Source organism: Pseudomonas sp. AK-TSAG1-1 (assembly GCF_056821665.1).
The window spans coordinates 2,463,771-2,490,426 of the sequence record NZ_CM165965.1; the positions used below are offsets into that span (position 1 = coordinate 2,463,771).

Annotated in this window: 23 protein-coding genes; 9 read left to right on the forward strand and 14 right to left on the reverse strand. The window is 59.9% G+C overall.

Going from position 1 to position 26,656, the window contains the following annotated elements; all coding sequences use genetic code 11:
* Positions 1 to 107 precede the first annotated feature (107 nt).
* The 8 genes from AC1UK9_RS11095 to AC1UK9_RS11130 form a co-directional block, all read right to left on the reverse strand.
* Positions 108 to 845 (reverse strand): secretin N-terminal domain-containing protein, encoded by a 738-nt coding sequence (locus AC1UK9_RS11095; protein ID WP_482580059.1) that lies wholly within the window; start codon positions 843 to 845, stop codon positions 108 to 110.
* Positions 846 to 1,058: 213 nt separating this feature from the next.
* Positions 1,059 to 1,484 (reverse strand): GNAT family N-acetyltransferase, encoded by a 426-nt coding sequence (locus AC1UK9_RS11100; RefSeq protein ID WP_473015224.1) that lies wholly within the window; start codon positions 1,482 to 1,484, stop codon positions 1,059 to 1,061.
* On the reverse strand, positions 1,477 to 2,646 hold the full coding sequence (locus tag AC1UK9_RS11105; RefSeq protein ID WP_482580060.1) for a ribosomal protein uL16 3-hydroxylase: 1,170 nt from the start codon (positions 2,644 to 2,646) through the stop codon (positions 1,477 to 1,479). Before AC1UK9_RS11105 ends, AC1UK9_RS11100 begins: the two co-directional genes overlap by 8 nt.
* Before the next feature lie 86 nt (positions 2,647 to 2,732).
* Complete coding sequence (gene purB / locus AC1UK9_RS11110; RefSeq protein ID WP_473015226.1) at positions 2,733 to 4,103, reverse strand: adenylosuccinate lyase; 1,371 nt, start codon at positions 4,101 to 4,103, stop codon at positions 2,733 to 2,735.
* Positions 4,104 to 4,230: 127 nt separating this feature from the next.
* On the reverse strand, positions 4,231 to 4,854 hold the full coding sequence (gene hflD, locus AC1UK9_RS11115) for a high frequency lysogenization protein HflD (RefSeq protein ID WP_025108999.1): 624 nt from the start codon (positions 4,852 to 4,854) through the stop codon (positions 4,231 to 4,233).
* Positions 4,851 to 5,975 (reverse strand): tRNA 2-thiouridine(34) synthase MnmA, encoded by a 1,125-nt coding sequence (gene mnmA / locus AC1UK9_RS11120; RefSeq protein ID WP_025109000.1) that lies wholly within the window; start codon positions 5,973 to 5,975, stop codon positions 4,851 to 4,853. The genes hflD and mnmA overlap by 4 nt, the downstream gene beginning before the upstream one ends.
* 59 nt (positions 5,976 to 6,034) lie before the next feature.
* On the reverse strand, positions 6,035 to 6,481 hold the full coding sequence (locus tag AC1UK9_RS11125) for an NUDIX hydrolase (RefSeq protein WP_482580062.1): 447 nt from the start codon (positions 6,479 to 6,481) through the stop codon (positions 6,035 to 6,037).
* 197 nt (positions 6,482 to 6,678) lie between these two features.
* On the reverse strand, positions 6,679 to 8,904 hold the full coding sequence (locus AC1UK9_RS11130; protein ID WP_473015227.1) for an NADP-dependent isocitrate dehydrogenase: 2,226 nt from the start codon (positions 8,902 to 8,904) through the stop codon (positions 6,679 to 6,681).
* 481 nt (positions 8,905 to 9,385) lie between these two features.
* Here AC1UK9_RS11130 and icd point away from each other — a divergent pair, with 481 nt between their 5' ends.
* Positions 9,386 to 10,642, forward strand: a complete 1,257-nt coding sequence (gene icd, locus AC1UK9_RS11135; RefSeq protein WP_482580063.1) for an NADP-dependent isocitrate dehydrogenase — start codon at positions 9,386 to 9,388, stop codon at positions 10,640 to 10,642.
* Positions 10,643 to 10,704: 62 nt separating this feature from the next.
* Here the strand turns inward: icd and AC1UK9_RS11140 are convergent, their stop codons facing one another.
* Positions 10,705 to 10,986, reverse strand: a complete 282-nt coding sequence (locus AC1UK9_RS11140; protein ID WP_473015229.1) for a cold shock domain-containing protein — start codon at positions 10,984 to 10,986, stop codon at positions 10,705 to 10,707.
* 225 nt (positions 10,987 to 11,211) lie between these two features.
* Between AC1UK9_RS11140 and clpS the strand changes: the two genes are divergently transcribed.
* Together clpS and clpA are read left to right on the forward strand one after the other, a co-directional pair.
* On the forward strand, positions 11,212 to 11,595 hold the full coding sequence (gene clpS, locus AC1UK9_RS11145; protein ID WP_011334948.1) for an ATP-dependent Clp protease adapter ClpS: 384 nt from the start codon (positions 11,212 to 11,214) through the stop codon (positions 11,593 to 11,595).
* A 30-nt stretch (positions 11,596 to 11,625) separates the two neighbouring features.
* Entirely contained in the window at positions 11,626 to 13,896 is a 2,271-nt protein-coding gene (gene clpA / locus AC1UK9_RS11150; protein ID WP_025109005.1) for an ATP-dependent Clp protease ATP-binding subunit ClpA, read from the forward strand.
* 863 nt (positions 13,897 to 14,759) lie between these two features.
* Here the strand turns inward: clpA and infA are convergent.
* The 4 genes from infA to trxB all read right to left on the reverse strand — a co-directional run bounded on the left by infA (position 14,760) and on the right by trxB (position 17,558).
* Positions 14,760 to 14,978: a translation initiation factor IF-1 gene (gene infA, locus AC1UK9_RS11155; RefSeq protein ID WP_002553999.1), complete on the reverse strand. Its 219-nt coding sequence runs from the start codon at positions 14,976 to 14,978 to the stop codon at positions 14,760 to 14,762.
* Between the two features lie 112 nt (positions 14,979 to 15,090).
* On the reverse strand, positions 15,091 to 15,798 hold the full coding sequence (locus tag AC1UK9_RS11160) for an arginyltransferase (protein ID WP_025109006.1): 708 nt from the start codon (positions 15,796 to 15,798) through the stop codon (positions 15,091 to 15,093).
* A 57-nt stretch (positions 15,799 to 15,855) separates the two neighbouring features.
* Complete coding sequence (gene aat, locus AC1UK9_RS11165) at positions 15,856 to 16,536, reverse strand: leucyl/phenylalanyl-tRNA--protein transferase (protein WP_025109007.1); 681 nt, start codon at positions 16,534 to 16,536, stop codon at positions 15,856 to 15,858.
* Positions 16,537 to 16,598: 62 nt separating this feature from the next.
* Entirely contained in the window at positions 16,599 to 17,558 is a 960-nt protein-coding gene (trxB, locus tag AC1UK9_RS11170; protein ID WP_482580064.1) for a thioredoxin-disulfide reductase, read from the reverse strand.
* Between the two features lie 309 nt (positions 17,559 to 17,867).
* Here trxB and AC1UK9_RS11175 point away from each other — a divergent pair, with 309 nt between their 5' ends.
* The 6 genes from AC1UK9_RS11175 (at position 17,868) to cysG (ending at position 25,503) form a co-directional block, all read left to right on the forward strand.
* Complete coding sequence (locus tag AC1UK9_RS11175) at positions 17,868 to 20,276, forward strand: DNA translocase FtsK (protein ID WP_025109009.1); 2,409 nt, start codon at positions 17,868 to 17,870, stop codon at positions 20,274 to 20,276.
* A 67-nt stretch (positions 20,277 to 20,343) separates the two neighbouring features.
* Positions 20,344 to 20,964, forward strand: a complete 621-nt coding sequence (lolA, locus tag AC1UK9_RS11180; protein WP_473015234.1) for an outer membrane lipoprotein periplasmic chaperone LolA — start codon at positions 20,344 to 20,346, stop codon at positions 20,962 to 20,964.
* Positions 20,965 to 21,115: 151 nt separating this feature from the next.
* Positions 21,116 to 22,438 (forward strand): replication-associated recombination protein A, encoded by a 1,323-nt coding sequence (locus AC1UK9_RS11185; protein WP_025109011.1) that lies wholly within the window; start codon positions 21,116 to 21,118, stop codon positions 22,436 to 22,438.
* Positions 22,438 to 22,812 carry a fluoride efflux transporter CrcB gene (crcB, locus tag AC1UK9_RS11190; protein ID WP_025109012.1) on the forward strand — a complete coding sequence of 125 codons (375 nt, stop codon included), beginning with the start codon at positions 22,438 to 22,440 and terminating at the stop codon, positions 22,810 to 22,812. Before AC1UK9_RS11185 ends, crcB begins: the two co-directional genes overlap by 1 nt.
* 15 nt (positions 22,813 to 22,827) lie before the next feature.
* A complete protein-coding gene (serS, locus tag AC1UK9_RS11195; protein WP_454565878.1) occupies positions 22,828 to 24,108 on the forward strand; it encodes a serine--tRNA ligase in 1,281 nt (426 codons plus the stop codon).
* Positions 24,109 to 25,503, forward strand: coding sequence for a siroheme synthase CysG (gene cysG / locus AC1UK9_RS11200; protein ID WP_482580065.1), 1,395 nt, complete (start codon positions 24,109 to 24,111; stop codon positions 25,501 to 25,503). It begins immediately after the preceding gene.
* Positions 25,504 to 25,621: 118 nt separating this feature from the next.
* Here cysG and AC1UK9_RS11205 read toward each other — a convergent pair whose 3' ends face one another.
* A complete protein-coding gene (locus AC1UK9_RS11205) occupies positions 25,622 to 26,623 on the reverse strand; it encodes a glutathione S-transferase family protein (protein WP_482580066.1) in 1,002 nt (333 codons plus the stop codon).
* Positions 26,624 to 26,656: the final 33 nt, after the last annotated feature.

Here is a 26,656-nt window from a genome sequence, read left to right on the forward strand (position 1 = left end):
GAGGCCATCATGCCTTCGCTTTTTTGCCTCGTCAAACGTTTTGTAGTGCTTTTTTTCAAGCACTACATCTTTCGTCTAATACGACTAATCAGTCAGTTTTCGGTGCTTTAGTCCAGCGTGTCGACTTTCACCCTTAAAGTCATGTCATCCCGGCCTTGAGTAGAGTAGCTGCGGGTCTGGCTCTGTTTGTCGGCCTGGGTTTCGCGGTTTATGCCGGCGAGGGTGATCCACTCTCCCAGCCGGCCGCTGACGGTTGTGTCGGTACTTTGCACGTTCACTACATCGGGACGTTCCTGGCTCATGCGGTCACGGTTGGTACTGATTGCCAGGTGAACGATGTCGCCGGTGACGCTGGCGGTGACGTAGAAGCCCTGGGTGACGTTGCGGTATTGGGTCTGGCTGCTGTAATCGCCGTAGGAGTTGGTCTGGCTGCTGGTGATCGGCACGCTCTGGCCGACCTGGATCAGTGCCGGTGCGCCTTCGCTGGCCTGTACCTGCTGGATGCCGCCATCACGGCTGGCGGTGCTGTAGTTGATGATCCTGGTCTGTTGGTCGCCGGTGTTCTGCTGGTTGTTCTCGTTGGTGTCGACGGTGATCAGCAGGCGCTTGGGCGCGGTGTCGAGCTGAGTGATCAGGGCTTTGAGTTCCTGGATCTTGTCTGGCTCGGCCTTGATGATCAGCTGGTTGCCATAGGCGCTGACCTGGCCGTCCCTGCCGATGAAGTCTTGCGCCATCGGCAGCATGTCGGCGCTGGTGCGGTACTTGAGGGGCACGATTTCAGTGGCTGCCATCACCGAAAAACTGCAGGCGAGCAGCAGGGTGGTGAGCAGGGTGCGTAGGGACATGTCCGTTATCTCCGCTTTCGAAAGGCTTGATATTGCCAGTTTGTCGGCCCGGGGTGGGGCAAGTTGAATCGTAGACAGCAAAACGCCCCGGCATCGTGAGATGGCGGGGCGTTTTGAGTGTTCTTGACGCCGCTATCGCGAGCGGGCTCGCTCCCACAGGTTCAGTGCAAATCCTGTGGGAGCGAGCCTGCTCGCGAAAGGAGCGCCTCGGTCTTACGCCGAATGCCGAACCATATCGACATGCGGAATCCCGGCTTCGAGGAATTCCTCACTGACCAGTTTGAAGCCCAGACGCTCATAGAACGCCGTGGCTTGCACCTGCGCGCTGAGCATCTGCTGCTTCAGCCCGCGGGCTTCAGCTTCGGCGATCACTGCTTGCATCAGCGCATCGCCCACCTTCATCCCGCGCCAGTCTTTGAGCACTGAAACGCGACCGATGTGCCCATCAGGCAACAGGCGCGCAGTGCCGATCGGAAAGTCGCCTTCGAACGCCAGAAAATGCACGGCGGTCGCGTCATCCGCGTCCCATTCCAACTCAGGTGGCACCGATTGTTCGGCAATGAACACCGTTTCACGAATGCGCCGGATCTCGGCGATGTCCTTCTGCCAGTCTGCGACACGTACGCGAATCTTATTCATCGGCGAATCCCAGGCTGCCCTGTTTGACCAACTCGCACAGCAGGCCGCGGCCGTCTTCGTCGTTCAGCCACTCGCCGAGGTTGTCGGCGTGCAGCGCGTCGGCGGCGCAGATCATCTTCAGCAGCTCGCGCAGCTTGCCCGGCAGGTAACGGCTCTGGCCGCTGGCGAACAGCAGCAGGTCGTCATCGACTTCCGACCAGGCCAGGCGCGCGCTCGGGTTGCGGATCAGCACGGCACCGTCTTGCAGGGCAGCGAGGAAGTCATCTTCTTCGACGTCTTCCGGACCGACCACCAGTTCCGGGTAGCGCGGCTCGGTCATGTACTGGCCGAACCAGGTCAGCAGCAGGCGCTCATCGCTCATGTGCTCGGCGAGCAGGCTTTTCAGGCGATCCAGTGCATCGTGCTGAATCTGATGCGGATCGACGGCTGGCTTGGCGTCGGCATCGGTGTAGCGCTCTTCGTCAGTCAGGAACTGGCTGAGGAAATCGGTGAAGTGAGTCAGTACTTCGGAAGCGCTCGGCGCACGGAAGCCGACCGAGTAGGTCATGCAGTTGTCCACGGCTACACCGCAGTGGGCCAGGCGCGGCGGCAGGTAAAGCATGTCGCCCGGTTCCAGAACCCACTCTTCGGTCTCGTGGAATTCGGCGAGGATGCGCAGGTCGGCGTGTTGCAGCAGCGGGCTTTCGGAGTCGCACATCTGGCCGATTTTCCAGTTGCGCTTGCCGTGGCCTTGCAGCAGGAACACGTCGTAGTTGTCAAAGTGCGGACCGACGCTGCCGCCTGGGGCGGCAAAGCTGATCATCACGTCGTCAACGCGCCAGCTCGGCAGGAAACGGAAGTTTTCCAGCAGCTCGCTGACTTCCGGGACGAACTGGTCAACTGCTTGCACCAGCAGGGTCCACTCTGTTTCCGGCAGTTTGCTGAACTCGTCTTCAGCGAACGGGCCGCGACGCAGTTCCCATGGGCGCTCGCCGTGTTCGATCACCAGGCGCGATTCGACTTCTTCTTCCAGGGCCAGGCCGGCCAGTTCGTCGGCGTCGATCGGGCTTTCGAAGTCAGGAATCGCCTGGCGGATCAGCAATGGCTTTTTCTGCCAGTAGTCGCGCAGGAACTCGCGCGCCGTGATGCCACCCAGAAGTTGAAGATGAATATCGGGATTCATATGTAACCTATTGAAAAAAAGCACTTTTCAGACGGGAATAAAAACGCCCGGCGCGGCCGGGCGTCTCAAACGGGTCAAGCGGTCGATCAGATGCGTTTGGCTTGTGCTACAGCGTTGCCGATGTAGTTGGCCGGAGTCAGCTGTTTCAGCTCGGCTTTCGCTTCGGCTGGCATGTCCAGGCCGTCGATGAAAGTCTGCAGCGCTTGCGGGCTGATGCCTTTGCCGCGCGTCAGTTCTTTCAGTTTCTCGTACGGGTTTTCAATGTTGTAGCGGCGCATTACGGTCTGGATCGGCTCAGCCAGGACTTCCCAGCAAGCGTCGAGGTCAGCGGCAATCTTCTGCTCGTTGAGCTCCAGTTTGCTGATGCCTTTGAGGCTGGCTTCGTAGGCGATCACGCTGTGGGCAAAGCCGACACCGAGGTTACGCAGTACGGTGGAGTCAGTCAGGTCGCGCTGCCAGCGGGAGATCGGCAGTTTGCTCGCCAGGTGCTGGAACAGCGCGTTGGCGATGCCCAGGTTGCCTTCGGAGTTTTCGAAGTCGATCGGGTTGACCTTGTGCGGCATGGTCGACGAACCGATTTCGCCAGCGATGGTGCGCTGCTTGAAGTAACCCAGGGAAATGTAGCCCCAGATGTCACGGTCGAAGTCGATCAGGATGGTATTGAAGCGCGCAATCGCGTCGAACAGCTCGGCGATGTAGTCGTGCGGTTCGATCTGCGTGGTGTACGGGTTGAAGCCCAGGCCCAGCTCGTCTTCGATGAAGGCGCGGGCGTTGGCTTCCCAGTCGATCTGCGGGTAGGCCGACAGGTGCGCGTTGTAGTTGCCGACAGCGCCGTTGATCTTGCCCAGCAGCGGAACGGCAGCGACCTGAGCGATCTGACGCTCGAGACGGTAAACCACGTTCGCCAGCTCTTTACCCAAGGTGGTCGGCGAGGCCGGTTGACCGTGGGTGCGCGACAGCATCGGCACGTCAGCGAAGCGGATCGCCAGTTCGCGGATGGCGTTGGCGGTCTGGCGCATCAGCGGCAGCATTACGTCGTCACGGCCTTCGCGCAGCATCAGGGCGTGGGACAGGTTGTTGATGTCTTCGCTGGTGCAGGCAAAGTGGATGAACTCGCTGACCTTGGCCAGCTCCGGCAGCTTGGCCGCCTGCTCCTTGAGCAGGTATTCGATCGCCTTGACGTCGTGGTTGGTGGTGCGTTCGATCTCTTTGACGCGCTCGGCGTGCTCCAGCGAGAAGTTTTCAGCCAGTTCATTCAGAACGGCGTTGGCCTCGGCGGAGAAGGCTGGCACTTCCGGGATACCGGCGTGGGCGGCCAGGCGCTGGAGCCAGCGCACTTCAACCAGAACGCGGGCACGGATCAGGCCGTACTCGCTGAAAATCGGGCGCAGGGCCTGGGTTTTGCCGGCGTAGCGGCCGTCAACAGGGGAAACCGCAGTGAGCGAAGAGAGCTGCATGGGGTGTTCTCGGACAGTCGGGCAACGAAATGGGGCGCGTATCATACATGAAAAAATCCGCCGGTCCGTTGCCAACTGACCGGCGTATTACGCGCTACAGACTACAAAACTTTTATTGCGCGACGATTTACTCGCTGCGCATCAACGGATACAGCTCTTTGAGCAGCTTGCGCCGGCTGATCACCAACTGCCAGCGGTGGCCGCCGAGCTGTCGCCACAGGCGTGCCGAGCGGATGCCGGCCAGCAGCAGGGCGCGGATCTTCGAAGCGTTGCTCGGTTGCTGCAGGTTGCGCATGTCGCCATGCACCTGAATGCGTTGGCGCAGGGTGCTCAGGGTGTCCTGATACAGCGCGCCACAGGCAGCGACCACGTTTTCGTGGGCCGGGCCGAAGTGTTCGACCTGCGACTGGATCTGCGGCAGGCGCTTGCCGATGGTGTCGAGCATGTCGTTACGTTTGGCCAGTTGCCGCTCGAGGCCAAGCATCGACAGGGCGTAGCGCAATGGCTCGCGCTGCAGGGTGCTCGGGTCGCGTTCGAGCGCGCCGATCAAGGCCCGGTAACCTTCGCGCAGATTGATGTCGTCGCCGCCGTACACGTCCAGTGTGTCCTTCGGGTCGCGCACCAGCAGGCTGCCGAGCATGCAGCTCAGGCCCGCCTCGCTGGTCTGGCCGGTCTTGGCGATCCGGTCGACCAGCACGGCGGCGAGAAACACGCCGCCCAGCGCCGTCAGTTGCTCCTGAGTCGGGCTCATGCCTGGCCGCTCCACGGCTCGGCGACTTCGATCACGCCGCCGCCAAGGCAGATTTCACCGTCGTAGAACACCACGGACTGGCCCGGAGTGACCGCGCGTTGCGGTTCGTCGAACACGGCGCGGTAGCCGCTGGCGGTTTTTTCCAGGGTGCAGGCCTGATCGCTCTGGCGATAGCGAACCTTGGCAGTCAGGCGCAGCGGCTGGCTCAGGTCGATCGGGTTGACCCAATAGATTTCCGAAGCGAGCAGGGCGCTGGAGAACAGCCATGGATGATTGTTGCCCTGGCCGACGATCAGTTCGTTGGTGTCCAGATCCTTGCGCAGCACGTACCACGGTTCGTCGCCGGCATCTTTCAGGCCGCCGATGCCCAGACCCTGACGCTGGCCGATGGTGTGGTACATCAAGCCGTGGTGACGGCCGATGACTTCGCCTTCGGTGGTTTTGATTTCGCCCGGTTGTGCCGGCAGGTATTGCTTGAGGAAGTCGCTGAAACGACGTTCACCGATGAAGCAGATCCCGGTGGAATCCTTCTTCTTGGCGGTCGCCAGCTCGTATTTCTCGGCAATTGCGCGTACTTCCGGTTTTTCCAGTTCGCCGACCGGGAACAGGGTCTTGGCGATCTGTTCGCCGCCGACGGCGTGCAGGAAGTAGCTCTGGTCCTTGTTCGGATCCAGGCCCTTGAGCAGTTCGGTGCGGCCCTCGATGTCACGGCGACGCACGTAGTGGCCGGTGGCAATCAGGTCGGCGCCGAGCATCATGGCGTAATCGAGGAACGCCTTGAACTTGATCTCGCGGTTGCAGAGGATGTCAGGGTTCGGCGTGCGCCCGGCCTTGTATTCGGCCAGGAAGTGCTCGAACACGTTGTCCCAGTACTCGGCGGCGAAGTTGGCGGTGTGCAGCTTGATACCGATTTTGTCGCACACAGCCTGAGCATCCGCCAGGTCGTCCATGGCGGTGCAGTATTCCGTTCCGTCGTCTTCTTCCCAGTTCTTCATGAACAGGCCTTCCACCTCGTAACCCTGCTCGATCAGCAGGAGAGCGGAAACGGAAGAGTCCACGCCGCCGGACATGCCGACAATGACGCGCTTCTTGGATGTGTCAGAAGGGGCTGGATCACGCATAGGGATTCAATGAGTGTCTTGAAAAAGGACGCGATTCTATCAGGCTCACGGCCTCAAGGCTAAAGAGAAGGGCGGATCAGTTCGAGACTGAAGTGATGACCGGCCAGATAATCGTCGATGCAGCGGATGATCAGCTCGCTGCGCCAGTTATCGCGCTGGGCGATTAATTCGTCGCGGGTCAGCCACTTGGCGCCGACGATGCCGTCATCGAGTTGATAGTCGGGGTGGTGTTGCACGGCTTTGGCGCTGAAGCACACGCGCTGGTAAGTCACGCCGTTGCTCGGAGCGGTATACAGGTAAATGCCGATCACGCCGGTGGGTTCGACGTCCCAGCCGGTTTCCTCGAGGGTTTCGCGCACGGCGGCTTCGATCAGGGTTTCGTCGGGGTCGAGATGGCCGGCGGGCTGGTTAAGCACATTACGTCCGGCCTTGTGCTCTTCGACCATCAGGAAGCGGCCGTTCTCCTCGACGATGGTGGCGACGGTGATGTGGGGGAGCCATTCCATAAAACTTCCTCAATCTCTTGGTTAAAACCCGATCCCTTGTGGGAGCGAGCCTGCTCGCGAAAGCGGTGGGTCAGTCAATGAAGATGTTGAATGATAAACCGCATTCGCGAGCAGGCTCGCTCCCACAGGGGGGGGGTATTGCAGGCAGAAACACAAACCCCGGCACGGGGCCGGGGTTTGTTTACCGCGCTACAACCTTATACCAGCGCAGCAATCGCCGCGTTGAAGGTTGCGCTTGGGCGCATGGCCTTGCTGATCAGCTCGGCATCAGCGTGGTAGTAACCACCGATGTCCACTGGCTTGCCCTGAACGGCGTTGAGTTCGGCAACGATGGTCGCCTCGTTCTCGGTCAGGGTTTTGGCCAGGGTCGCGAACTGCGCTTGAAGTGCAGCGTCTTCGGTCTGGGCGGCCAGGGCCTGAGCCCAGTACAGCGCCAGGTAGAAGTGGCTGCCGCGGTTGTCGATGTTGCCGACTTTGCGCGATGGCGACTTGTTGTTGTCGAGGAACTGGCCGGTAGCCTGATCCAGGGTCTTGGACAGCACCAGCGCTTTCGGGTTGTTGTAGTTCACACCCAGATGCTCGAGGGACGCTGCCAGTGCAAGGAATTCACCCAGCGAATCCCAGCGCAGGAAGTTCTCTTCAACCAGTTGCTGCACGTGCTTCGGAGCCGAGCCGCCGGCGCCGGTTTCGAACAGACCACCGCCGTTCATCAGCGGCACGATCGACAGCATCTTGGCGCTGGTGCCCAGTTCCATGATCGGGAACAGGTCGGTCAGGTAGTCACGCAGAACGTTACCGGTGACCGAAATGGTGTCCTTGCCTTCGCGGGTGCGCTGCAGGGTGTACTTCATCGCGTCGACCGGGGCCATGATCTGGATGTCCAGACCGGTGGTGTCGTGATCCTTCAGGTAAGCCTGAACTTTTTCGATCACTACGCCGTCGTGGGCGCGCATCGGGTCCAGCCAGAAGATTGCCGGGGTGCTGCTTGCGCGAGCGCGGTTGACGGCCAGTTTGACCCAGTCCTGGATCGGGGCGTCTTTGGTCTGGCACATGCGGAAGATGTCGCCGGCTTCAACAGCCTGTTCCATCAGCAGGGTGCCTTTGCTGTCGGTCACGCGAACCACGCCGTCAGCCTTGATCTGGAAGGTCTTGTCGTGCGAGCCGTACTCTTCGGCTTTCTTCGCCATCAGGCCAACGTTTGGCACGCTGCCCATAGTGGTCGGGTCGAAAGCGCCATTGGCTTTGCAATCTTCGATCACGGCCTGGTAGATGGTCGCGTAGCAACGATCCGGGATCACAGCCTTGGTGTCGTGCAGTTGGCCGTCGGTGCCCCACATTTTGCCGGAGTCACGGATCATCGCCGGCATCGAGGCGTCGACGATAACGTCGCTTGGCACGTGCAGGTTGGTGATGCCCTTGTCGGAGTTGACCATCGCCAGCGATGGGCGAGCGGCGTAGACCGCTGCCATGTCGGCTTCAATCTGAGCTTGTTGCTCGGCTGGCAGGGCCTTGATGCGCGCGTACAGATCGCCGATGCCGTTGTTGAGGTTGAAGCCGATCTGGGCCAGCACGTCAGCGTGCTTGGTCAGGGCGTCTTTATAGAACTCGGCAACGATCTGGCCGAACATGATCGGGTCGGAGACCTTCATCATGGTCGCTTTCAGGTGAACCGACAGCAGCACGCCTTGTGCCTTGGCGCTGTCGATTTCAGCGGCGATGAACGCACGCAGGGCGTTTTTGCTCATCACGGCGCAGTCGAGGATCTCGCCGGCCTGAACAGTGGTTTTTTCTTTCAGGACGGTAGCGGTACCGTCTTTGGCGATCAGCTCGATCTTCACAGCGTCAGCGGCGTCGATCAGGGCAGCTTTTTCGCTGCCGTAGAAATCGCCGGTGCTCATGTGAGCGACGTGGGACTTGGAGTCCTTGGCCCAGGCGCCCATTTTGTGCGGGTGCTTGCGCGCGTAGTTCTTGACCGACAGCGGAGCGCGGCGGTCGGAGTTGCCTTCACGCAGAACCGGGTTCACGGCGCTGCCCTTGACCTTGTCGTAACGCGCCTTGGCGTCTTTGTCGGCGTCGCTGGTCACGGTTTCCGGGTAGTCCGGCAGGTTGTAACCCTGGGCTTGCAGCTCTTTGATCGCCGCTTGCAGCTGAGGAACCGAAGCACTGATGTTCGGCAGCTTGATGATGTTGGCTTCAGGCGTAACGGCCAGAGCGCCCAGTTCGGCGAGGTGGTCGGCTACGGCTTTGTCGCCCAGTTGCTCGGGGAAGCTGGCCAGGATGCGTGCTGCAAGAGAGATATCGCGGGTTTCCACGGCGATATCGGCCGAGGCGGTGTAAGCCTCGATGATCGGCAGCAGGGAATAGGTGGCGAGGGCTGGAGCTTCGTCGGTGAAGGTATAGATGATCTTCGAGCGGGTGGGCATATTCGGATTAACTCTCTCTTCTTTGCTAAAGCGTGCGCAGAAACTCGAGGGGCGCCGGGTAAGCGCGTTCGTTCAAAGTCATCCATGAACCGAATGTCGAGATTCTTCGCGGTGATGTTGGGTGCATCAGTAGAGCGTCAAGCAGTCGGACTGCGGTAACAACCCGACCAATCAGGCGGAAAGTCTCGTGCTAGAGAGGCCAGCCGTCGTGACCCTTTGGTCAGCGGGCGGCATTATACATAGGTAGCTGGCAATCTGCCGATGGTTCATATGCAACGATTCTCGTCCATTGGTCTAAAGGTCGCAGGGCAGGGTGGCGCGTAGAGTCGCTGTGAATGCTTGAGTTTGGCGCTTTTCCCTTTGCTTTCAGGCTTGTACGAAGCCAGATGTGCCCGCGCCGTGAACAGAGGGTTTGCGTGTTGATTTAACTGGGTTACGCTCGAACCAAGCCAGATGTTCAATCCAAACAATGGAGTTCAGCATGGGTTACAAGAAGATTCAGGTTCCAGCCGTCGGCGACAAAATCACCGTCAATGCAGACCATTCTCTCAATGTTCCTGATAACCCGATCATCCCCTTCATCGAAGGTGACGGCATTGGTGTCGACATCAGCCCGGTGATGATCAAGGTTGTCGATGCTGCTGTTCAGAAGGCCTACGGCGGCAAGCGCAAGATTTCCTGGATGGAAGTCTATGCCGGCGAAAAAGCCACTCAGGTTTACGACCAGGACACCTGGCTGCCCCAGGAAACCCTGGACGCGGTCAAGGATTACGTGGTTTCCATCAAAGGCCCGCTGACCACGCCGGTCGGTGGCGGCATCCGTTCGCTGAACGTGGCCCTGCGTCAGCAACTCGACCTGTACGTCTGCCTGCGCCCGGTGCGCTGGTTCGAAGGTGTGCCAAGCCCGGTGAAAAAGCCTGGCGACGTCGACATGACCATCTTTCGCGAGAACTCCGAAGACATCTACGCCGGCATCGAGTGGAAGGCCGGTTCGCCGGAGGCCACCAAGGTCATCAAATTCCTTAAAGAAGAAATGGGCGTCACCAAGATCCGTTTCGACCAAAACTGCGGCATCGGCGTCAAGCCGGTTTCGCTCGAAGGTACCAAGCGTCTGGCGCGCAAGGCCCTGCAATATGTGGTCGACAACGATCGCGACTCGCTGACCATCGTGCACAAAGGCAACATCATGAAGTTCACCGAAGGTGCCTTCAAGGAATGGGCCTATGAAGTGGCGGCCGAGGAGTTTGGCGCGACCTTGCTCGACGGCGGTCCGTGGATGCAGTTCAAGAACCCGAAAACCGGCAAGAACGTCATCGTGAAAGATGCCATCGCCGACGCCATGCTCCAGCAGATCCTGCTGCGCCCGGCCGAGTACGACGTGATCGCGACCCTTAACCTCAACGGCGACTACCTCTCTGACGCTCTGGCGGCGGAAGTGGGCGGTATCGGTATCGCGCCGGGCGCCAACCTGTCCGACACCGTGGCGATGTTCGAAGCGACTCACGGTACTGCGCCGAAGTACGCCGGCAAGGATCAGGTCAACCCGGGTTCGCTGATTCTCTCGGCCGAGATGATGCTGCGCCACATGGGCTGGATCGAAGCGGCGGAGCTGATCATCAAGGGCACCAACGGCGCCATCGGTGCCAAGACCGTGACTTATGACTTCGAACGTCTGATGGATGGGGCCAAGCTGGTTTCGTCTTCGGGCTTCGGAGATGCGCTGATTTCGCACATGTAAGCGATGCGGGTACAAAAAAACCGCCTTCGGGCGGTTTTTTCATGGCTGAGTGACGGGTAGCGTCAGCTCGACACCTTTTCGGTATGGTGCGCAGGCACGGCCGGCTCGCTGGCAGCTGTCGCAGCTTTGATCTTGACGGCGTGCAGGCCTTTGGGGCCTTGAACGATGTCGAAGCTCACGGCCTGTCCGGCCTTGAGGGTTTTATACCCGTCCATCTCAATGGCGGAGTAGTGCGCAAAGAAATCAATGTCTTTGCCATCCTCGTCGCGTCCTTCGCGGGCATCGGTGTTGATGAAGCCGAATCCCTTGGCATTGTTGAACCACTTGACCTTGCCGACAGCCATGCTCAAATCCCTCTGCAACAGACTCCATCGCTGGAGTATCATCCAGGACATCCGCAATCGAATTCGGTTAAATGAATTGACTCCGCGGATCTTTTTTACCCACTGTGGGCTCTATTGGTTGTAACACCGTTTTCCCGATAGTCAAGGTGACCGGGCAGTCGGAGTTGAAAAGGTGCACAACCGCCCCCACCACTGTATTTGCACAACTGACGAACCTTTCTTTCCATGCATGCAATCAGCCAGATTCGACTAACATTCAATCAGGATCGCCCGCTTCTCCAAAAGGATCTTCCACAGGAGCACGACGACGATTCGGCAGGCGTTGCTGTTCAGGAAGCAAAGCCTGCGTTACAGGCGCCGCCGATGTACAAGGTGGTTTTGTTCAACGATGACTACACACCGATGGATTTCGTCGTCGAAGTGCTCGAGGTGTTTTTTAACCTGAATCGCGAGCTGGCGACCAAGGTCATGCTGGCCGTCCACACAGAAGGACGGGCAGTATGTGGAGTGTTTACCCGCGACATCGCCGAGACAAAGGCCATGCAGGTCAACCAGTACGCCAGGGAAAGCCAGCATCCGCTACTCTGTGAAATCGAGAAGGACGGTTAATCGCCGACCACTTGGGTATGAGGTGAAGCTATGTTAAACCGCGAGCTCGAAGTCACCCTCAATCTTGCCTTCAAGGAGGCTCGTTCGAAGCGTCATGAATTCATGACCGTCGAACACCTGCTGCTGGCCCTATTGGACAATGAGGCTGCCGCCACCGTATTGCGTGCCTGCGGCGCAAACCTCGACAAACTCAAGCACGACCTGCAGGAGTTCATCGACTCCACCACGCCATTGATCCCCGTCCATGACGAAGATCGCGAAACCCAGCCAACCCTGGGCTTCCAGCGTGTACTGCAACGTGCTGTTTTTCACGTACAGAGCTCGGGCAAACGCGAAGTGACTGGCGCCAACGTGCTGGTTGCAATCTTCAGTGAGCAAGAGAGTCAGGCCGTGTTTCTGCTGAAACAGCAGAGCGTTGCGCGCATTGATGTCGTCAATTACATCGCCCACGGCATTTCAAAGGTGCCTGGGCACGGCGATCACTCTGAAGGTGAACAAGATATGCAGGACGACGAGGGCGGTGAGTCTTCTTCCTCAGGCAATCCTCTGGATGCTTATGCCAGCAACCTGAACGAACTCGCGCGCCAGGGTCGCATTGACCCGTTGGTCGGCCGCGAAATGGAAGTCGAGCGTGTCGCGCAGATTCTTGCGCGTCGGCGCAAGAACAATCCGCTGTTGGTGGGTGAGGCTGGCGTGGGTAAAACCGCGATTGCCGAAGGCCTGGCCAAGCGTATTGTCGACAACCAGGTGCCGGATCTGCTGGCCAACAGCGTCGTCTACTCGCTCGATCTCGGCGCTCTGCTCGCGGGCACCAAGTATCGCGGTGATTTCGAGAAGCGCTTCAAGGCGCTGCTCAATGAACTGAAAAAACGTCCGCAGGCGATTCTGTTCATCGACGAAATCCACACCATCATTGGTGCGGGTGCTGCGTCCGGTGGCGTCATGGATGCCTCGAACCTGCTCAAGCCATTGCTGTCGTCTGGCGACATTCGCTGCATCGGCTCGACCACGTTCCAGGAATTTCGCGGCATCTTCGAGAAGGACCGTGCTCTGGCGCGGCGCTTCCAGAAGGTCGATGTCGTCGAGCCATCGGTGGAAGACACCATCGGTATCCTGCGCGGCCTGAAAGGGCGTTTCGAACAGCATCACAACATCGAATACAGCGATGAGTCGTTGCGCGCCGCTGCTGAACTGGCATCGCGCTACATCAATGACCGGCATATGCCGGACAAGGCCATCGATGTGATCGACGAGGCGGGCGCCTATCAGCGTCTGCAGCCGGTCGAGAAGCGCGTGAAGCGCATTGACGTGCCGCAGGTTGAAGACATCGTGGCGAAAATCGCGCGGATTCCGCCGAAACACGTCACCAGTTCCGACAAGGAGCTTCTGCGTAACCTGGAGCGCGACCTGAAGCTGACGGTGTTTGGTCAGGACGCAGCGATCGATTCGCTGTCGACCGCGATCAAGCTGTCCCGTGCCGGCCTGAAGTCGCCTGACAAACCGGTCGGTTCGTTCCTGTTCGCAGGGCCTACCGGTGTCGGTAAAACCGAGGCTGCGCGGCAGCTGGCCAAGGCATTGGGGATCGAACTGGTGCGCTTCGACATGTCCGAGTACATGGAGCGCCACACCGTGTCGCGTCTGATCGGTGCGCCTCCGGGCTATGTCGGTTTCGATCAGGGCGGTCTGTTGACCGAAGCGATCACCAAGCAGCCGCACTGCGTATTGCTGCTCGATGAAATCGAGAAGGCGCATCCGGAAGTCTTCAACTTGCTGCTGCAGGTGATGGATCACGGTACGCTCACCGACAACAACGGGCGCAAGGCGGACTTCCGCAACGTGATCATCATCATGACCACCAACGCCGGTGCCGAGACCGCAGCGCGTGCTTCGATCGGTTTCACCCATCAGGACCACTCGTCTGATGCGATGGAAGTGATCAAGAAGAGCTTTACGCCTGAATTCCGTAACCGCCTGGACACCATCATCCAGTTTGGTCGCCTCAGCCATGAGGTCATCAAAAGTGTGGTGGACAAGTTCCTTACCGAACTGCAGGCGCAACTGGAAGACAAGCGTGTGTTGCTGGAGGTTACCGACGCGGCGCGCAGTTGGCTGGCGGCCGGTGGTTACGATTCGGCCATGGGCGCACGTCCGATGGCGCGCTTGATCCAGGACAAGATCAAGCGTCCGTTGGCGGAGGAGATTCTGTTTGGCGAGCTGGCCGAGCATGGCGGTGTGGTTCACATCGACATCAAGGATGGTGAGCTGACGTTTGACTTCGAGACTACGGCTGAGATGGCCTGACGGCTTGGTTGTGGCTTTGGAAGGCGCCTTCGGGCGCCTTTTTTGTTATCTGGAGTTTTTGGGTTTTGGGTGTATATCCGTTGCTGCGGTAACGGCTTGTTAGGGTTCCGCCCTTACGGCGGGTCACTTTTTCCAGACGCCGAAAAAGTAACCAAAAAGGCTTTGCCCTGACGTTCGGCCCTCGCCTAGGCTCGGGTTCCTTCGCTGCGGGATTGATCCGGGGGCATCGCCTACGGTTTGCTTCGCTGCACCTCCTCTCGATGTGTTTGGCTGCGCCAAACGGTCGCTGCGCTCCCACCCCCGGATAACCCCCTCCACTCAGCCTGCCGACGGGCCTTGAGATCAAAAGCTTTACTCGAGCTAACGCTCATCGTGTTGAGTGGTGAAAAGCACAGCGTGCCTGGCTTTGGGGTTGTGGTGGATTTGCCCCTCACCCCAGCCCTCTCCCTCTGGGAGAGGGCTGGGGTGAGGGGCTTTTGATCTTGTTTTGGCTTTCGCTTTGGCTTTGGCTTTGGCTCTTGATCTTTTGCCCCTTCGGCAGGCCGAGCGTAGGTGTTCATCAGGGGGTAGGCGCGCAGCGCCGTGCGGCGAAGCCGCATACATCGAGAGGAGGTGCAGCGAAGCAAACCGTAGGCGATGCCCCCTGATGGACACCGTAGGGGGGGAACACTGAGCCTCAGCGAAGTGCCGTACGCCGGGGCAAAGCCTTTTGGTTCCTTTTTGGCGTTTGAAAAAGGGACTCGCTGTAAAAGCGAAACCGCCAGCCGCAACACCCGCAGCAACGGATATACACCCAAAACCAAAACCCAAATCGCAGACAAACAAAAACGCCCGGCATAGCCGGGCGTCTTGTATTGACTTGATTAGCGAGCGCGGTAAGTGATGCGCCCTTTGCTCAAGTCATAGGGCGTCAGCTCGACGCGCACTTTGTCACCGGTAAGAATACGAATGTAGTTCTTGCGCATCTTGCCGGAAATATGCGCGGTTACGACGTGCCCATTTTCCAACTCCACACGAAACATGGTGTTGGGCAGGGTGTCGACGACAGTGCCTTCCATTTCGAAGCTGTCTTCTTTCGACATGCAGTAAAGCCCTCGGTGTCCAATGAATGGCCCGGTGCAACTGCGCCAGGCAAAAGCGGCGTGCATTGTGCCCGAAAAAGGGGGTTTAAGCCAAGGGGTTTAGGGCCTGCGATTAGTTCAGGATCACCCAGCGCTGATTAATCAGCAATTCGATAGGGCGATACTGGGTTTTGTAGTTCATCTTTTTGCAGTTCTTGATCCAATAACCGAGATACACCGCTTCCAGCCCCAGCCGCTGGCTTTCGGCGATTTGCCACAGGATCGCGAAACGTCCCAGGCTGCGGCGCTCCTCGTCAGGTTCGTAAAAGGTGTAGACCGCCGACAGGCCGTTGGGCAGCAAATCGGTCACCGCAACGGCGAGCAACCGTCCGTCGAGACGAAACTCATAGAAGCGCGAGAAGGGCAGGTCACGTACCAGAAAGGTCGAGAACTGGTCACGACTGGGTGGGTACATGTCGCCGTCGGCATGCCGCTGCTCGATGTAGCGCTGGTACAGGTCGAAATATTCTTCACTGAAATGCGGTTTTATCGGGCGCACCTGCAGATCGGCATTGCGTTTGAAAATACGTTTCTGCTGACGGTTTGGGTTGAACTGCGCCACCGGAATGCGCGCAGGCACGCACGCATTGCAATTCTGGCAATGGGGCCGATACAGGTGATCGCCGCTGCGACGAAAGCCCATTTCCGAGAGATCTGCGTAGACGTGCACATCCATGGGCTGACTCGGGTCGAGAAACAGCGTCGTCGCCTGCTCCTCGGGCAGATAACTGCAGGAATGAGGCTGAGTGGCATAGAACTTCAAGCGCGCCAACTCGGTCATGATCAACCCTCGGGATAAGCTGGTGAATTAAGTGTAAGCCACGCGCGCAAAAGTCGCTCAGCAAACCCAGGTGGCACGACTGGGTTGATCCAGATGGCGGGCCAGATAGTCGGCGAATTCGTGGCGAGGGATCGCCCTGGCGCCGAGACTGTGCAGATGATCGGTCGGCATCTGGCAGTCAATCAGGACGAATCCGGCGTCTTTCAGGTGCTGCACCAGGGTGGCAAAGCCATATTTGGACGCATTGTCGGCGCGGCTGAACATGGATTCGCCGAAAAACAGCTGCCCCATCGCCAGGCCATACAGGCCGCCGACCAGTTGGCCTTGATCCCAGACCTCGACGGAGTGGGCGAAACCGCGGCGGTGCAGTTCCAGGTAGGCGTCCTGCATGGCTTCGGTGATCCAGGTGCCGTCAGCGTAATCCCGGGGCGCGGCGCAGGCGCGAATCACGGCGTCGAAATCCTGATCGAAGGTCACCTGATAGCGTTCCTTGCGCAGCAGTTTGCCGAGGCTGCGCGAGACGTGCAGTTCGTCGGGAAACAGCACGGTACGCGGATCCGGCGACCACCAGAGAATCGGCTGGCCTTCGGAAAACCACGGAAAACAGCCGTGCCGGTAAGCCTGCACCAAGCGGTCGGCGGACAGATCGCCACCCGCAGCCAGCAATCCATTGGGATCGCGCATGGCCTTTTCCAGGGGCGGGAAGGTCAGGGAGTTGCGTTGTAACCAAGTCAGCATGGCGTCCAGGCTTGCAGAAGGGGAGGGCGGTGCGGGCTTAGGGCCCGCGATAAAGTGTGCCGTTAAATGACAGGAATGTCGTCCAGATACTTCTCCGCGTCCAGTGCCGCCATGCAACCGGCCCCGGCCGAGGTCACGGCTTGGCGGTAGACGTGGTCGGCCACGTCGCCGGCAGCGAAGACGCCGGGGATTTCAGTGGACGTCGCGTCACCGTCACTGCCGCCTTTGATCAGCAGATAGCCGTCGCGCATCGGCAACTGGCCCTGAAACAGATCGGTGTTGGGTTTGTGGCCGATGGCGATGAATACGCCAGCCAGTGCCAGTTCACTGGTTTGCCCGGTGTGGCTGTCGCGCAAACGTGCCCCGGTCACGCCACTGGCGTCGCCCAGCACTTCGTCCAGATTCTGGTTCCAGTGCAGGCGAACGTTGCCATTGGCGGCTTTTTCGAACAGTTTGTCCTGGAGGATTTTCTCCGAGCGCAATTTGTCGCGCCGGTGGATCAAATGCACCTCCCTGGCGATGTTCGACAGGTACAGCGCCTCTTCGACGGCGGTGTTGCCGCCACCCACCACGGCGACGACCTGGTTGCGGTAGAAAAAACCATCGCAGGTCGCGCAGGCTGATACCCCCTTGCCGGCGAAGGCATCTTCCGAGGGCAGGCCCAGGTATTGCGCCGAAGCGCCGGTGGCGATGATCAGCGCGTCGCAGGTGTAGGTGCCGCTGTCACCGATGAGCTCGAACGGACGCTGCTGCAACTTGGCGGTGTGGATGTGGTCGTAAACGATCTCTGTGGCAAAGCGTTCGGCGTGTTTTTGCATGCGCTCCATCAGTACCGGGCCGGTGAGGCCTTCGACGTCACCGGGCCAGTTGTCGACCTCGACGGTGGTGGTGAGCTGGCCACCGGCCTGTAGCCCGGTAATGACCACCGGTTTGAGGTTGGCGCGGGCGGCGTACACGGCGGCACTGTAACCGGCGGGGCCGGAGCCAAGAATGATCAGGCGTGAATGCTTCGCTGCGTTCATCAAATACACCTCATAAGCCTTTGTCACAAAAGACAATGCATGCTCAAATTGAGCCGCAGGATTTGTGGGGTTGGCTATGCTCTGCTATGGGGTTTGAAGCATGGCATCAGCCGCACAAACCCGTACAATGCCGGGCTGTTACAAAATATTCGCCGTGAGCCGTGTTTATAGCCGTGTTTATAAAAGCTGCGGCACAGTGTTAAAAGTAGTCTCAGATGTGCCGGTTCACTTTTTTACCTGCCTGGATTGGGCAGTTTTTTATCGTCATTCAATAGATGGACGCGCCCCGGGCGCAGGAAAAGAAGCGTTTTGAAGAAATCCACCGCAGCACCAAAAACAGTCGTTCCGCTCTGGCGTCAGCAATTGCACTACCGGCTCAAGGAAGGTGCACTGATCGCCATCGGTGCCTTGTGCCTGTTCCTGATGATGGCCTTGCTGACCTACGGCAAGGACGATCCGGGCTGGAGCCATAACAGCAAGATCGACGACGTGCAGAACTTCGGCGGCCCGGCCGGCTCATACAGCGCCGACATCCTGTTCATGGTGCTGGGTTACTTCGCGTACATCTTTCCGCTGCTGCTGGCGATCAAGGCGTATCAGATCTTCCGTCAACGCCACGAACCGTGGCAGTGGAGCGGCTGGCTGTTTTCCTGGCGCCTGATCGGTCTGGTGTTCCTGGTGCTCTCCGGTGCTGCGCTGGCGCATATCCATTTCCACGCCGCCACCGGTCTGCCGGCGGGTGCGGGCGGGGCGCTGGGGGAGAGTCTTGGCGATCTGGCGCGCAACGCCCTGAATATCCAGGGCAGCACGCTGTTGTTCATCGCGCTGTTCCTGTTTGGCCTGACGGTGTTCACCGACCTGTCGTGGTTCAAGGTGATGGACGTCACCGGCAAGATCACCCTCGACCTGTTCGAACTGTTCCAGGGCGCGATAAACCGCTGGTGGTCGGCCCGTACCGAGCGCAAGCAACTGGTCGCGCAACTGCGTGAAGTCGATGACCGCGTCCATGATGTGGTCGCGCCGACCGTCACCGACAAGCGCGAACAGGCCAAGGTCAAGGAGCGCCTGATCGAACGCGAGCAGGCCCTGAGCAAACACATGTCCGATCGCGAGAAGCAGGTGCCGCCGGTCATCGCTCCGGCACCGGTCAAGGCGCCCGAGCCGAGCAAGCGCGTGCAGAAAGAGAAACAGGTGCCGTTGTTTGTCGACAGCGCCGTGGAAGGCACCTTGCCACCGATCTCGATTCTCGATCCTGCGGAAAAGAAACAACTCAATTATTCGCCTGAATCCCTGGCAGCGGTCGGCCACTTGCTGGAGATCAAGCTCAAGGAATTCGGCGTCGAGGTCACAGTGGACTCGATCCACCCGGGGCCGGTGATTACCCGTTACGAAATCCAGCCTGCCGCCGGCGTCAAAGTCAGCCGCATCGCCAACCTGGCGAAAGACCTGGCGCGTTCGCTGGCGGTGACCAGTGTGCGGGTGGTCGAGGTGATTCCGGGCAAGACCACGGTCGGTATCGAGATTCCCAACGAAGACCGGCAGATCGTGCGTTTCTCCGAAGTGCTGTCGACCCCCGAGTACGACAACTTCAAGTCGCCCGTCACCCTCGCTCTGGGCCACGACATTGGCGGCAAGCCGGTCATCACCGACCTGGCGAAGATGCCGCACCTGCTGGTGGCCGGTACTACCGGCTCCGGTAAGTCGGTGGGTGTGAACGCGATGATCCTGTCGATCCTGTTCAAGTCCGGCCCGGAAGACGCCAAGCTGATCATGATCGACCCGAAGATGCTCGAACTGTCGATCTACGAAGGCATTCCGCACCTGCTGTGCCCGGTAGTCACCGACATGAAGGACGCCGCCAATGCCCTGCGCTGGAGCGTTGCCGAGATGGAGCGCCGTTACAAGCTGATGGCGAAGATGGGCGTGCGCAACCTGTCCGGCTTCAACGCCAAGGTCAAGGAAGCCCAGGACGCCGGCGAGCCGTTGAGCGATCCGCTGTACAAGCGCGAAAGCATTCACGACGAAGCGCCGTTGCTGCAGAAGCTGCCGACCATTGTCGTGGTCGTGGACGAATTCGCCGACATGATGATGATCGTCGGCAAGAAAGTCGAAGAGCTGATCGCCCGCATCGCGCAGAAGGCGCGTGCCGCCGGTATCCATTTGATTCTTGCGACCCAGCGTCCTTCGGTGGACGTGATCACCGGTCTGATCAAGGCCAACATTCCGACCCGTATGGCGTTTCAGGTGTCGAGCAAGATCGACTCGCGGACCATTATCGACCAGGGCGGCGCCGAGCAACTGCTGGGCCACGGCGACATGCTCTACATGCCGCCGGGCACCAGCCTGCCGATCCGGGTTCACGGCGCGTTCGTCTCCGACGATGAAGTCCACCGTGTGGTGGAAGCATGGAAGCTGCGTGGTGCACCTGAATACAATGACGACATCCTCAACGGTGTCGAAGAGGCGGGCAGCGGTTTTGAAGGCAGCAGCGGTGGTGGCGACGGCGATGATCCTGAAGCCGACGCGCTGTATGACGAAGCCGTGCAGTTCGTCCTGGAAAGCCGCCGTGCTTCTATTTCCGCGGTACAGCGCAAGCTGAAGATCGGCTACAACCGTGCCGCACGGATGATCGAAGCCATGGAAATGGCCGGGGTCGTCACCTCCATGAACACCAACGGTTCGCGTGAAGTTCTGGCTCCGGGCCCGGTACGCGACTGATTGCAAAAGCAAGAGGCGGGACAATGATGTGCCGCCGCTCTCCCAACGAGTATTCACGAGGACTCCCATGCGTCTTATCCGCATGCTGTTGCCAGTACTGGCGCTGACCACGCTCACGGCCCACGCCGATGACAAGGACGTGGCGCGTCTGACCCAACTGCTGGAAACATCGAAAACCCTGACCGCGAACTTTTCCCAGCTGACCCTCGACGGCAGCGGTACCCAGTTGCAGGAAACCACCGGTGAGATGACCCTGCAGCGTCCAGGTCTGTTCTACTGGCACACCAATGCGCCGAACGAGCAGACCATGGTCTCCGACGGCAAAAAGGTCACCCTGTGGGACCCTGATCTGGAACAGGCGACCATCAAGAAGCTCGACGAGCGCCTGACTCAGACTCCGGCACTGCTGCTGTCCGGTGACGTATCGAAGATCAGCCAGAGCTTCGACATCACCGCGAAAGAAGCGGGCGGCGTGATCGACTTCACTCTCAAGCCGAAAACCAAGGACACCCTGTTCGACAACCTGCGTCTGTCGTTCCGCAATGGCCTGGTCAATGACATGCAACTGATCGACAGCGTCGGCCAGCGCACCAACATCCTATTCACCGGGGTCAAGGCCAACGAAGCGGTACCGGCGTCGAAGTTCAAGTTCGACATCCCCAAAGGTGCCGACGTGATCCAGGAATAAACCCATAACCTTTGTGGGAGGGGGCTTGCTCCCGAACGCGGTGGATCAGCCGCCATCGATGTCGAATGGCACACCGCTTTCGCGAGCAAGCCCGCTCCCACAGGGGTAAATGATCGATCTTGAGATCAAATAGAGGTTTCAACGCTACGTGATGGATCTGTTTCGCAGTGCACCGATTGCCCAGCCACTGGCCGCGCGTTTGCGTGCGACCAATCTGGATGAGTATGTCGGTCAGGAGCACGTGCTCGCTCGCGGTAAACCTCTGCGTGAGGCGCTGGAGCAGGGTGCGCTGCATTCGATGATCTTCTGGGGCCCGCCGGGCGTGGGCAAGACCACACTGGCGCGGTTGCTCGCGGAAGTCTCGGATGCGCACTTCGAAACGGTCTCGGCGGTGCTTGCCGGGGTCAAGGAGATCCGTCAGGCGGTTGAAATCGCCAAGCAGCAGGCCGGCCAGTACGGCAAGCGCACGATCCTGTTCGTCGATGAAGTGCACCGCTTCAACAAGTCGCAGCAGGATGCGTTCCTGCCGTACGTTGAGGACGGTACGTTGATCTTCATCGGCGCCACCACCGAAAACCCTTCGTTCGAACTCAATAACGCCCTGTTGTCGCGGGCGCGCGTTTACGTGCTGAAAAGCCTCGACGAAACGGCGCTGCGCAAGCTGGTGCACCGCGCGCTCACCGAAGAGCGTGGCTTGGGCAAGCGTAATCTGACGTTGAACGATGAAGGCTTCCAGATGTTGCTGTCGGCCGCCGATGGCGATGGTCGGCGTCTGCTCAATTTGCTGGAAAACGCCTCGGACCTGGCCGAAGACAACAGCGAGATCGGCACTGAGCTGCTGCAAAGCCTGCTCGGCGACACCCGTCGGCGTTTCGACAAGGGCGGTGAAGCGTTCTACGACCAGATTTCCGCGCTGCACAAATCGGTACGCGGCTCCAATCCCGACGGCGCCCTGTACTGGTTCGCGCGGATGATCGATGGCGGATGCGATCCGCTGTACCTGGCCCGACGTGTGGTGCGCATGGCCAGCGAAGACATCGGCAATGCCGACCCGCGCGCGTTGAGCCTGTGCCTGGCGGCGTGGGAAGTGCAGGAGCGCCTCGGCAGCCCGGAAGGTGAGTTGGCAGTGGCGCAGGCCATTACCTATCTGGCCTGCGCGCCAAAAAGCAACGCGGTGTACATGGGTTTCAAAACCGCCCTGCGCGCCGCCGCCGAACACGGCTCGCTGGAAGTGCCGCTGCACCTGCGCAACGCGCCGACCAAGCTGATGAAGCAATTGGGTTACGGTGACGAATACCGTTATGCCCACGACGAGCCGGATGCGTATGCCGCCGGCGAAGATTATTTCCCGGAAGAACTCGACCCGATCCCGTTCTATCAACCGGTGCCCCGTGGCCTGGAATTGAAGATCGGCGAGAAGCTCAACCACCTCGCCCAACTCGACCGTTTAAGCCCAAGGCAGCGGAGAAAATAGTGCTTCCATTGATCGTTGCGGTCTCCGCCGGCGGAGTCGCTGGCACCTTGTTGCGCTTCGCAACGGCCAATTGGGTCAATGCCAATTGGCCGCGGCACTTCTATACCGCGACGCTGGCCGTTAATATCGTGGGCTGTCTGTTGATTGGCGTGTTGTACGGCCTGTTTTTGATACGCCCGGAAGTACCGATCGAGGTGCGTGCCGGGTTGATGGTCGGCTTCCTCGGGGGGCTGACGACTTTTTCATCCTTTTCACTGGATACGGTGCGCCTGCTGGAAAGCGGGCAAGTGCCGCTGGCCCTGGGCTATGCGGCACTCAGCGTATTCGGCGGGCTGCTCGCAACGTGGGCTGGCCTGTCTTTGACCAAACTTTGATAACGAGAAACCGACATGCTCGATTCCAAACTGTTACGTAGCAACCTTCAGGACGTAGCGGACCGCCTGGCTTCCCGTGGCTTTGCCCTGGATACCGCGCGCATCGAAGCGCTGGAAGAACAGCGCAAGACCGTCCAGACCCGCACCGAAGCACTGCAGGCTGAGCGTAACGCGCGTTCCAAATCCATCGGTCAGGCCAAGCAGCGCGGCGAAGACATCGCGCCGCTGATGGCGGATGTCGAGCGCATGGCGGGCGAACTGAGCGCCGGTAAAGTCGAGCTGGACGCGATCCAGACCGAACTGGACTCGATCCTGCTCGGCATCCCGAACCTGCCGCACGAATCCGTTCCGGTCGGTAAAGACGAAGACGACAACGTCGAAGTGCGCCGCTGGGGCACGCCGACCGCGTTCGACTTCGAGGTCAAAGACCACGTCGCCCTGGGCGAGAAGTTCGGCTGGCTGGATTTCGAAACTGCCGCCAAGCTGTCCGGCGCCCGTTTCGCCCTGCTGCGCGGCCCGATCGCCCGTCTGCACCGCGCGCTGGCGCAGTTCATGATCAACCTGCACGTCAACGAGCACGGCTACGAAGAGGCTTACACGCCTTATCTGGTTCAGGCCCCGGCGCTGCAAGGCACCGGTCAGCTGCCGAAATTCGAAGAAGACCTGTTCAAGATCGCTCGCGAAGGCGAAGCGGATCTGTACCTGATCCCGACTGCCGAAGTGTCGCTGACCAACATCGTGGCCGGTGAAATCGTCGACTCGAAACTGCTGCCGATCAAGTTCGTCGCTCATACCCCGTGCTTTCGCAGCGAAGCTGGCGCATCGGGTCGCGACACTCGCGGCATGATCCGTCAGCACCAGTTCGACAAAGTCGAGATGGTCCAGATCGTTGAGCCGTCGACGTCGATGGACGCGCTGGAAGGCCTGACCGCTAACGCCGAGAAAGTGCTGCAACTGCTGGGCCTGCCTTACCGCACCCTGGCACTGTGCACCGGCGACATGGGCTTCAGCGCCGTGAAGACCTACGACCTGGAAGTGTGGATCCCGAGCCAGGACAAATACCGTGAAATCTCGTCGTGCTCCAACTGCGGCGACTTCCAGGCCCGCCGCATGCAGGCGCGTTTCCGCAACCCGGAAACCGGCAAGCCTGAGCTGGTGCACACTCTGAACGGTTCCGGTCTGGCGGTCGGTCGTACCCTGGTTGCCGTGCTGGAGAACTACCAGCAGGCCGACGGTTCGATCCGTGTGCCGGACGTGCTGAAACCGTACATGGGTGGCCTTGAGGTCATCGGCTAAATGAAATATCTGCCGCTGTTTCACAACCTGCGCGGCAGTCGTGTGTTGGTCGTCGGTGGGGGGGAAATTGCCTTGCGCAAATCCCGCCTGCTGGCCGATGCCGGTGCGCTGCTGCGGGTGGTCGCACCTGAGATCGAAAGCCAACTGCGTGAACTGGTCACTGCCAGCGGTGGCGAGTGCCTGTTGCGTGGGTACGTGGAAGCGGACCTGGACGGTTGCGGGCTGATCATCGCCGCCACCGACGATGAAGCGCTGAATGCGCAAGTGTCCAGCGATGCTCATCGGCGCTGTGTGCCGGTCAACGTGGTCGACGCGCCGCAGTTGTGCAGCGTGATCTTCCCAGCGATCGTCGATCGTTCGCCATTGATCATTGCGGTGTCCAGCGGCGGCGATGCGCCGGTGCTGGCCCGTTTGATTCGCGCCAAGATCGAAACCTGGATTCCTTCGACCTACGGCCAGCTGGCCGGACTGGCTGCGCGTTTCCGTCATCAGGTGAAAAACCTGTTTCCGGATGTTCAGCAACGTCGCGGTTTCTGGGAAGACGTGTTTCAAGGCCCGATTGCCGACCGCCAACTGGCCGGGCAGGGCGCCGAGGCCGAACGACTGCTGCAAGCCAAGATCGATGGTGAAGCCGATATCACCACCGGCGAGGTGTATCTGGTGGGCGCCGGGCCGGGTGATCCGGACCTGCTGACCTTCCGCGCCTTGCGCCTGATGCAGCAAGCCGACGTGGTGCTGTACGACCGTCTGGTCGCGCCGGCGATTCTTGAGCTGTGCCGTCGCGATGCCGAACGCATTTACGTCGGCAAGCGTCGCGCCGATCACGCGGTGCCGCAGGATCAGATCAACCAGCAATTGGTCGACCTGGCCAAGGCTGGCAAGCGTGTGGTGCGGTTGAAGGGCGGTGATCCGTTCATCTTCGGCCGTGGCGGTGAAGAGATTGAAGAGCTGGCGGCCCACGGGATTCCGTTCCAGGTGGTGCCGGGTATTACGGCGGCCAGCGGATGCGCGGCGTATGCCGGAATTCCGCTGACCCATCGCGATTACGCGCAGTCGGTGCGGTTCGTTACCGGGCATCTGAAGGACGGTTCCACCGATCTGCCGTGGGCCGACCTCGTCGCGCCGGCACAGACGCTGGTGTTCTACATGGGCCTGGTGGGCTTGCCGATCATCTGCGAGCAGTTGATCAAACACGGCCGCTCGGCGGCTACCCCGGCGGCGTTGATTCAGCAGGGCACCACGGTCAATCAGCGGGTCTTTACTGGCACGCTGGCCGACCTGCCGCGTCTGGTGGCGGAGCATGAAGTGCATGCGCCGACATTGGTGATCGTAGGGGAAGTGGTGCAACTGCGCGAGAAACTGGCGTGGTTCGAAGGGGCTCAGGCGCAAGTCTGACAACCGAGCAGTCCTCATTCGCGAGCAAGCCCGCTCCCACACTGGATTTGTGCATGACACAGATCCAGTGTGGGAGCGGGCTTGCTCGCGAAGGGGACCCTCAAAAATCGCACAGATATCAGCCCCTGCGCCAAACTCCTTTCCCGTTTAGCCGCGCCCGATCGTGCGCCACGCTGAAATCCTGCTCCGGCCCCTTCGGTACTATCCCCGTCGGGTTAATGGTCTTGTGACTGCCGTAGTAGTGATGCTTGATGTGCTGAAAATCCACCGTCTCGCCAATGCCCGGCATCTGATACAGCTCACGCAACCAGTTCGACAGGTTCGGATAATCGGCAATCCGTCGCAGGTTGCACTTGAAGTGCCCGTGGTACACCGCATCGAAGCGAATCATCGTGGTGAACAAGCGCACGTCGGCTTCGGTCAGGTACTCGCCAGTCAGATAACGGTTGGCGCCCAGCACCCGTTCCAGGTGATCGAGCTCGGCAAACACCTCGTCGAAGGCTTGTTCATAGGCCGACTGTGACGTGGCGAAGCCTGCGCGATACACGCCGTTGTTTACCGCCGGGTAGATCCGCTCGTTCAGCGCGTCGATCTCGCCACGCAAGGGCGCGGGGTAGAAGTCCAGTTCGTTGCCTGTCAGGTCATCGAAGACGCTGTTGAACATGCGGATGATTTCCGCCGATTCATTGCTGACGATGCGCTTGAGTTTCTTGTCCCACAGCACCGGAACGGTGACGCGGCCGGTGTAGTCCGGTGTGTCGGCGGTGTAGCGCTGGTGCATGAAATCGAAGTGATCGAGCTTGTCGCCGGTCGAGCCGTGGGCCTTGTCGAAGGTCCAGCCGTTTTCCAGCATCAGCCAACTGACCACGGACACGTCGATCAGGTTTTCCAGGCCTTTGAGTTTGCGCAAAATCAGCGTGCGGTGCGCCCAGGGGCAGGCGAGGGAGACATAGAGATGATAACGACCGGCTTCGGCGGCAAAACCACCTTCACCGCTCGGCCCGGGCTGGCCGTCAGCGGTGACCCAGTGGCGGCGTTGTGCCTGTTCGCGCTGGAACGCGCCGTCCTTGCTGCTTTCGTACCACTTGTCCTGCCAGCGGCCATCGACGAGTAAACCCATGATCAAGACTCCACAATCCAATAAGCGTTGGAG

Bases quoted from the DNA above. Each gene is read 5' to 3' on its own strand.
- icd (WP_482580063.1), top strand. From the start codon at position 9,386: ATGGGTTACAAGAAGATTCAGGTTCCAGCCGTCGGCGACAAAATCACC.
- AC1UK9_RS11185 (WP_025109011.1), top strand. From the start codon at position 21,116: ATGGATCTGTTTCGCAGTGCACCGATTGCCCAGCCACTGGCCGCGCGT.
- trxB (WP_482580064.1), bottom strand. From the start codon at position 17,558: ATGAACGCAGCGAAGCATTCACGCCTGATCATTCTTGGCTCCGGCCCC.
- purB (WP_473015226.1), bottom strand. From the start codon at position 4,103: ATGCAGCTCTCTTCGCTCACTGCGGTTTCCCCTGTTGACGGCCGCTAC.
- AC1UK9_RS11095 (WP_482580059.1), bottom strand. From the start codon at position 845: ATGTCCCTACGCACCCTGCTCACCACCCTGCTGCTCGCCTGCAGTTTT.
- mnmA (WP_025109000.1), bottom strand. From the start codon at position 5,975: ATGCGTGATCCAGCCCCTTCTGACACATCCAAGAAGCGCGTCATTGTC.
- AC1UK9_RS11130 (WP_473015227.1), bottom strand. From the start codon at position 8,904: ATGCCCACCCGCTCGAAGATCATCTATACCTTCACCGACGAAGCTCCA.
- clpA (WP_025109005.1), top strand. From the start codon at position 11,626: ATGTTAAACCGCGAGCTCGAAGTCACCCTCAATCTTGCCTTCAAGGAG.
- serS (WP_454565878.1), top strand. From the start codon at position 22,828: ATGCTCGATTCCAAACTGTTACGTAGCAACCTTCAGGACGTAGCGGAC.
- clpS (WP_011334948.1), top strand. From the start codon at position 11,212: ATGCATGCAATCAGCCAGATTCGACTAACATTCAATCAGGATCGCCCG.
- lolA (WP_473015234.1), top strand. From the start codon at position 20,344: ATGCGTCTTATCCGCATGCTGTTGCCAGTACTGGCGCTGACCACGCTC.
- AC1UK9_RS11100 (WP_473015224.1), bottom strand. From the start codon at position 1,484: ATGAATAAGATTCGCGTACGTGTCGCAGACTGGCAGAAGGACATCGCC.
- AC1UK9_RS11125 (WP_482580062.1), bottom strand. From the start codon at position 6,481: ATGGAATGGCTCCCCCACATCACCGTCGCCACCATCGTCGAGGAGAAC.
- aat (WP_025109007.1), bottom strand. From the start codon at position 16,536: ATGCTGACTTGGTTACAACGCAACTCCCTGACCTTCCCGCCCCTGGAA.
- infA (WP_002553999.1), bottom strand. From the start codon at position 14,978: ATGTCGAAAGAAGACAGCTTCGAAATGGAAGGCACTGTCGTCGACACC.
- AC1UK9_RS11160 (WP_025109006.1), bottom strand. From the start codon at position 15,798: ATGACCGAGTTGGCGCGCTTGAAGTTCTATGCCACTCAGCCTCATTCC.
- hflD (WP_025108999.1), bottom strand. From the start codon at position 4,854: ATGAGCCCGACTCAGGAGCAACTGACGGCGCTGGGCGGCGTGTTTCTC.
- AC1UK9_RS11205 (WP_482580066.1), bottom strand. From the start codon at position 26,623: ATGGGTTTACTCGTCGATGGCCGCTGGCAGGACAAGTGGTACGAAAGC.
- AC1UK9_RS11105 (WP_482580060.1), bottom strand. From the start codon at position 2,646: ATGAATCCCGATATTCATCTTCAACTTCTGGGTGGCATCACGGCGCGC.
- AC1UK9_RS11140 (WP_473015229.1), bottom strand. From the start codon at position 10,986: ATGGCTGTCGGCAAGGTCAAGTGGTTCAACAATGCCAAGGGATTCGGC.
- cysG (WP_482580065.1), top strand. From the start codon at position 24,109: ATGAAATATCTGCCGCTGTTTCACAACCTGCGCGGCAGTCGTGTGTTG.